The sequence below is a fragment of the Leptolyngbya sp. FACHB-36 genome (assembly GCF_014695955.1).
In the GTDB taxonomy this organism is placed as follows: domain Bacteria; phylum Cyanobacteriota; class Cyanobacteriia; order Leptolyngbyales; family Leptolyngbyaceae; genus FACHB-36.
In genome coordinates, this window is the sequence record NZ_JACJPG010000050.1 from 1 (window position 1) to 1,643 (window position 1,643).

A 1,643-nucleotide genomic window follows, 5' to 3' on the forward strand; every position below is an offset into this window, starting at 1 on the left:
ATTCAAAATTTCTAGCCCCTTGCTTCTACTCCCCTCCGCTCTAGCATCTGCACGATCGCGCTGACTAACTCAGCCTCCTGCACGGGTTTAGCAAGGTAAACGTGAAATCCGGCAGCAAGTGCCTGATCGCGATCGTGCTCCCGTGAGTTAGCCGTCAAAGCAATGGCAGGAATGTCTTCACCAGATTCGAGCGATCGCAATTGCTGAATCAGCGAATAGCCATCCTGTTCTGGCATACTGATGTCGCTGATCACCAGATCTGGTTTGACGCTCTCGAATACGGCAAGCGCTTCACTAGCGGAGCTAACCACCACCGCAGTCGCGCCGTACTGCCGCAGCAAAAACGCCAGAAAATCGCGCGTGTCAGGTTCGTCATCGACAATGAGAATTTTGCGGCTCGTCAACAGTGCAGGATGCTCACGGAGTGTCTCCGTAGTTGATGGCGTGAGGAGCGAGGACGTAAGGGCGTGCGAAGACGGCAGGACGATTTCTTCGGTCGCCCGAGTTCTATCTCCGTTTACCAGCGGCAGCCTGATTGTAAACGTGGCTCCTTGGTCGTCGCCTGGGCTGTCTGCCTGCACCCTTCCGCCCTGAAGTTCCACAAGATGTCGAACGATCGCCAACCCCAACCCCAAACCGCTGTGCGCTCGCGTGGTCGTGCTGTCTGCTTGCCGAAATCGATCGAACACGTACGGCAGAAATTCCGGACTGATACCTTTTCCGGTGTCAGTTACAGTAACCTGAGCGCAGCGGGAATCCGAAGATTGAAGTTTGAAGGATGAATAGTCATCCGGATGTCCACCTTGCACGTGCGACAGCCTTACCTGGACTTGTCCTCCGTCTGACGTGAACTTAATTGCGTTTGAGAGCAAATTCCAAACCACCTGCTGCAACCGAACTGGATCGCCGTAAACCATCCACTGCTGGTGATCGATCTCCGTTTCTGAGCCGTCAACCTCAAACTTTAGATTAATTGATTTGGCGTCTGCGGTTGGACGCATGGAGGTAATGGCCGCTTCAACAACCGACGTTAGGCTGATGGGGCAGAGATTAAGTCGCAGCTTGCCTCGAATAATTTGTGACACATCTAAAATGTCCTCGATTAGCTGCGCTTGAGTTGCGGCGTTGCGCTCGATCGTCTCTAGAGCGCGGGCAGTCGTTGCTTCGTCAAATTTTTTGCTGCGCAACAGTCGAGACCAGCCCAGCATCGAGTTCAGCGGTGTGCGAAGCTCATGCGACAGGACCGCCAAAAATTCATCCTTCATCCGGTTAGCGGCTTCAGCTTCACGACGGGCTGCTTGCTCTTGAATAATTTGGCTCTGAGCGGCTTCGGCTAGTTTCCGCTCTGTAATGTCCTCGCACGTGCCAACGTGCCCTAGCGGGGCTCCTTGCTCCGAGAACATTGGCGCGGCGTACATCTGCACCCAATACGTGTTTTCATTTCCGGTATGGGTGCGAAATTCTGCCGAAAACCCGTTGTTTCCCTGAAGATACGCGGTCCAGTCAGCCAGGATGCGTGACTGATCCTCGGAGTGAATGGTCCGTTCCCACTGACTGCTCAGCGGCTCGCCCGGTTGCAGTCCCCATTTTTCTTGGCAGCGCGGATTGCTGTAGATGCAGAACCCTTGGCTGTCGGTAACAAA

Annotated in this window: 1 protein-coding gene; it reads right to left on the reverse strand. The window is 54.3% G+C overall.

Annotated elements, in window-relative coordinates; genetic code table 11:
• Window positions 1-11: 11 nt before the first annotated feature.
• Window positions 12-1,643 (reverse strand): ATP-binding protein (locus tag H6F43_RS00710; protein WP_190340116.1); only part of this gene is annotated, 1,632 nt, incomplete at its 5' end.